The sequence below is a fragment of the Deinococcota bacterium genome, assembly GCA_030858465.1.
Lineage (GTDB): Bacteria > Deinococcota > Deinococci > Deinococcales > Trueperaceae > JALZLY01.
Genome location: JALZLY010000061.1, coordinates 1 through 4,934 on the forward strand (window position 1 = coordinate 1; position 4,934 = coordinate 4,934).

Annotated in this window: 5 protein-coding genes; 3 read left to right on the forward strand and 2 right to left on the reverse strand. The window is 65.9% G+C overall.

Features of this window, described 5'->3' with window-relative positions; translation table 11 throughout:
• Nucleotides 1-492: hypothetical protein (locus M3498_03130; protein MDQ3458288.1), on the forward strand; the 492-nt coding region annotated here is incomplete at its 5' end.
• Nucleotides 493-798: 306 nt separating this feature from the next.
• Here the strand turns inward: M3498_03130 and M3498_03135 are convergent.
• The gene (locus tag M3498_03135) at nt 799-1,776 is read right to left on the reverse strand and encodes a PfkB family carbohydrate kinase (protein ID MDQ3458289.1); all 978 of its coding nucleotides are present in this window, start codon (nt 1,774-1,776) and stop codon (nt 799-801) included.
• Nucleotides 1,777-1,889: 113 nt separating this feature from the next.
• Here M3498_03135 and mqnE point away from each other — a divergent pair, with 113 nt between their 5' ends.
• Nucleotides 1,890-3,038 (forward strand): aminofutalosine synthase MqnE, encoded by a 1,149-nt coding sequence (mqnE, locus tag M3498_03140; protein MDQ3458290.1) that lies wholly within the window; start codon nt 1,890-1,892, stop codon nt 3,036-3,038.
• Nucleotides 3,039-3,045: 7 nt separating this feature from the next.
• Complete coding sequence (locus M3498_03145) at nt 3,046-3,903, forward strand: menaquinone biosynthesis protein (GenBank protein ID MDQ3458291.1); 858 nt, start codon at nt 3,046-3,048, stop codon at nt 3,901-3,903.
• A 40-nt stretch (nt 3,904-3,943) separates the two neighbouring features.
• Here M3498_03145 and M3498_03150 read toward each other — a convergent pair.
• Nucleotides 3,944-4,934 (reverse strand): hypothetical protein (locus M3498_03150; protein MDQ3458292.1); only part of this gene is annotated, 991 nt, incomplete at its 5' end.

The following is a 4,934-nucleotide window of genomic DNA, read 5'->3' on the forward strand; positions in this document are numbered from 1 at the left end:
GTCCTGAGGGCCGGGCCGGCACGCCCGCCCACGGCTCCCGGGCTGCCTGACGCTCCCACCGCCGCGCCGGACACCGTGGCGCCGGACACTGTGGAGCCGGACACCGTGGCGAGAACCGTGGCGAGAGAGGCCTACGCCACCTTGAGGCGGCCGCGCTTCGCCCTGACGGCACAGGGCGAGCGGCGCGGCGTGGCGCTGCTCACCGACTACGGCGCGGCCGGTACCACCATCGCGGTCTTCATGGAGGACAGCGCGGCCGGAGAGGGTTATCTTGCGCACTTGGGAGTCGGGGGCTGCGGCAGCGGTGGCGCCGTGCTCCTGCCGCTGGCAAGCGTCCAAGGCGAGAGCGGCCTCGGCGCCACCCACACGCCCCTTCACCACGGGGGCCTGGTGCAGGGCGACTTTCACGTCCGCGTCTACCGCGCCGAGGGTGAGCTGGGCGTGGGTGAGCTGGGCGCGGCCTGTGGTGAGCTGGGCCAGGGAAGCCACTAGGAGCGGCGACCGGTTCCGCGAGTCTCTCAGGCTGCCGGTGGAGCTGCCGGGTGGAGCTGCGGCAGCTCGAGCAGGCTCATCGACCACAGGCTTTCTCAGACCGCGCCGGAGAGGACCGCGAGGCTGCAAACACCAGGCTTTCGCCGAAGGTTTGGGCGCGATTTTGGGCGCTATAGCGCGGGCGCCCGGCCGTAGGCTGGATAGTCTTGACAGATGCTGCATATGGGTGTAGCATGGGGTTTATCAGCGCCTGAAGAGCGCGCTTTTTTTGCCCCTTCACCGTCCGGCCCAAGTTTACAACCCGGCTCACGCTCGAGACGCCAGGAAGCGCTCGAGTTCTTCGCGCCTTGGCAAGGCCGGAATGGCGCCGCGCTTGGTGGTGGCCAGCGCGCCGCAGGCGTTGGCGCGGCGCAAGACCGCCTCGAGGCGCTCGGTGTTCTGGAGGGCGTCCTTATCCTCGAGCAAGCCCGCTAGCAGCCCCGCCATAAAGGCGTCGCCCGCGCCCGTGGTATCGACCGCCTCCACCCTCACGCTCGCTACCTCGCCCTCGGACCGCGGCGTCAGGTAGCTCACCCCGTCCTCGCCGCGCGTCACCACCAGGAGCGCAAGGCCGCCGTGCAGAAGCGAGCGCGCCGCCGCCAGGCTGGTCTCGCCGCTCAGAAAGCCCAACTCGGCGTCGCTGATCTTGATGACGCTAGCGCGCTCCCAGATGCTCAAGATGCCCTCCCTCGCGGCCTCTTCGTCCGGCCACAGCGCCATGCGCAGGTTGGGGTCGTAGGAGACCTCGAGCCCTTGGGCGCGGGCGAGGTCGATGGCCTTTAGGGTGGCGCCGCGGGCGGGCTCGGCGATGAGCGAGATGCTGCCGACGTGCAAGACCTTTGCCGCGGCGAGGTAGCCGGGGTCGATCTCGTCGGGGTGGTGGCGCATGTCGGCGCTCGGCTGCCGGTAGAACATGAAGTCCCGCTCGCCGCTCGCGGTGAGCGAGACGAAGGCCAGGGCGGTGCGCGCCTCAGGGTCGAAGCGGAGGCCGCCCAGGTCCACACCTTCGCCCTCCAGCACCTCGGCCAACCAGTGCCCAAAGGCCTCGTCGCCGACCTTGCCCATGAAGCCGCTCTTCAGACCCAGGCGCGCGAGGCCCACCGCCACGTTGGCGGGCGCGCCGCCCGGCGCCTTGACGAAGGTGTCGGCCTGGGCCAGGGTCACGCCGCCTCTGGTCGGCACGAAGTCGATCAGCAACTCGCCCAGCGCGATCACGTCGAGAGCAGGCACATCGGGAGAAGGCATGCCCCAGCTTAACGGATTCAAAGCCGTACCGCCCCCGCCACCCGGAGGCCTATGTGAAATAACGTGCAATGTGCCTTTCAGTCTCGGCCGAGGGGCGCTGCTATAATTGCCTTATGAGCATCGCCCCGTGCCGGGAGCAAGATAGCCCGGATCAAGACTTTCAGGTCACCGACAGGGCACTCCGGCCCATCACCGACAAGGTGCTGGCGGGCGAGCGCCTCTCTTTCGACGAGGGCATGCGGCTCTTCCGCAGCCACGACCTGCCCACCGTCGCCCGCTTGGCCGACCGGGTGCGGCGGCGCAAGGTCGGCGCCAAGGCCTACTTCGTCCACTCGCTGAGGCTGTCGCAGACGAACGTCTGCTACGTGGGCTGCACCTTCTGCGGCTTCCAGCGCAGATTCGGCGAGGAGGGCGTCTGGGATTACGACTTGGACGAGGTCTGGGCCTTCGTCGACAGGCACTACCACCCCGATCTCACGGAAATCCACATCGCCTCGGGCCACCACCCCCGACGCGACTGGCAGTACTACCTGGACCTGGTGCGCGGGCTCACCGACAGGTATCCGGGCGTGCAGGTCAAAGCCTGGACCGCCGCCGAGATCCACCACTTCCACAAACTGACCAAGAAGCCCTACCGGGAGATCCTCGCGGAACTAAAAGACGCCGGCCTGGTGGCCATGCCCGGCGGCGGCGCGGAGATCTTCGCCGAGAGGGTGCGGCGCAAGATCGCCCGCAACAAGGTGACCGCCGAGGGCTGGCTGGGGGTCCACCGCAGCGCCCACGAGCTGGGCGTCCGCAGCAACGCCACCATGCTCTACGGCCACGTGGAAAGCCTGGAGGACCGCATGGACCACATGCTGCGCCTGCGCGAGCTGCAAGACGAGACGGGCGGCTTTTTCTCCTTCATCCCGCTGGCCTTTCAGCCCGACAACAACCCGCTCGCGAAAGCGCTCAACAAGAGCGAGTTCACCACCGGCTTAGACGACCTGCGCAACCTGGCGGTGGCGCGCATCATGCTCGACAACTTCGACCACGTCAAGGGCTACTGGGTGATGATCACCCCGGCGATGACCCAGGTCTCGCTGTCTTGCGGCGTCAGCGACATCGACGGCACCATCAAGGACGAGCGCATCGCCCACGCCTCGGGCGCCGTCACCGAGCAGGGCATGACCGAAGAGGAACTGGTCACGCTCATCAGGGCGGCGGGGCGCGTCCCGGTGAGGCGCGACGCGCTCTACAACGAGCTCGAGGTCTATGGTTAAGTCGAAGGTGAAGGTTGAAAGGTCAAGCTTCGGTTCTTCGCTGGTTGATGCTCAACCTTCGCTTGCTGCCGAGCGCCTCGGCATCGTCTCCTACACCAACGTGGCGCCGCTCCACTGGGGGCTCAGTCCTTGGGCGGGCGCCGAGTTCGTGCGCGGCGTGCCCAGCGAGCTCAACCGCAAGCTCTTAGTCGGGGAGATCGACCTGACGCTCATGTCGAGCGTTGAATTCCTGAAGCACCGCCGCGAGCTTAAGGCCTTGCCCGACTTTTCGATCAGCAGCCTGGGGCCGGTCTACAGCGTCATGCTCTTCAGCTGGGAGCCCTGGGAGAGGCTGGACGGCAAGCGCGTCGCGGTGACCACCGACTCGGCCACCAGCGTTCAGCTTCTCAAGCTGCTCCTGGAAGAGGACGGCATCAGGGCCGAACTCGTGCCCATGGCGCCGGACTTGGGCGGCATGATGGCGCGCTGTGACGCCGCCCTGCTTATCGGCGATCTGGCCCTGAGCGAGGCGGTCAGCAGACGCTCGCTGGGAGAGCGCCGGCCCCTGGTGACCGACCTCGGCGAGAGCTGGTACGAGCGCACCCGTCTGCCCTTCACCTTCGCCGTCTGGGCCTCACCCAGGGACAAGCCTCCGTCGGCGTTCATGGTCGCCAAGCTGCGCGCCGCGCGGGAGGCGGGGCTCGGCCATCTTGCCGAGGTAGCCGAGCCCGAAGCCGAGCGCCTCGGCCTCTCCCCTGCCGTGGTCCAGCGCTATCTCGGCAACTTTCGCTACTACCTGGAATCCCCCGACCGTGACGGTCTCGAGGCCTTTGCCGCGCGCGCCCTGCCGGGTTATGACGGCGGGCTCGAGTTCTGGAATCTCTAGTGACCGCCAGCAGCTAGGGTCGTCACGCTGAGCCTCGCTGCTATTGGTGCCCCAGCGGCACCTCGATAGGCAAGCTATATCCGAGAGTCACCTGCAGCAAAGGCTCGAGCTCACGGTGGAGGGAAAGTAAAGCATCGAAATCCAGTGCCTGGCCATCCTCCAATTGGTAGAAGCCGCCCCCTGAGAGCTCAGCATACTCTTGGTTCTCAGCGAAATGGAGACTGCCGTTCACATACAAGGTGAACGTATCCGTGACCAGACCAAGCCAGCCTGCGCCAAGTGTGAGGCTGCTGAAATTCCCAGCTTGCAGGTCGTATCCCAGCTCGAGCTGAGCGTTCAGGTCGCCCTCGAGTGCAAGAAACCCTAGATCGGCATTATACAGGAGGGTGTCGCGAGGACCTTCCTCTTGCGAACGCTGCTCCCGCTGCCATCCGAGCGACTGCTGCAGGTCTACTTCAGCTGTGAGTGGCAGGCCCACACCAAAGCGCAGAACGTTGCGCTGCCGACTGGTGCCCTGCTCGTTCCTGACATCATTTAGGTTATCGTAGCCAAGCGACGTGCTGATACCTTCAAAGCTTCCGCGTAGCGCGCCTTCCAAACGCAAGCTGTAGCGCTCGGGCATGCTTGCAAAAGGGCCATCCGCCTCATAGCGCGCCTCCTGGCGAAGCCGCGCGCTAGCACTCACGGTTGGCGCGTCGCTCAGCCCGATCTCGCCCTGTACATCCAGCCTGGAACTACCATGCGCCGCATTATGATATCCGGCCTTAACCTGTCGGTAGCCGACCGACAAGCTATGCGGCCCTTCTTCCAGAGCGGTGTTGAGGTTGAGGGCATGGCGCAAGAATGCATCACCGAAGTGCAGAGCATACTCGAGGTCGAAAGCAAGCGTCTCGAGTCCTGCTATCTCCGGGAAGAGGTGCAGCCTGCCGCTCAAGAGGGTGTAGTCGCCAGGGTTGACCAACAGATTCGTAGAGGCTTCCAACTGGTCAAAGAGTGCCGCTGCCAAGCGCATCCCTAAACCTTCATCGCTA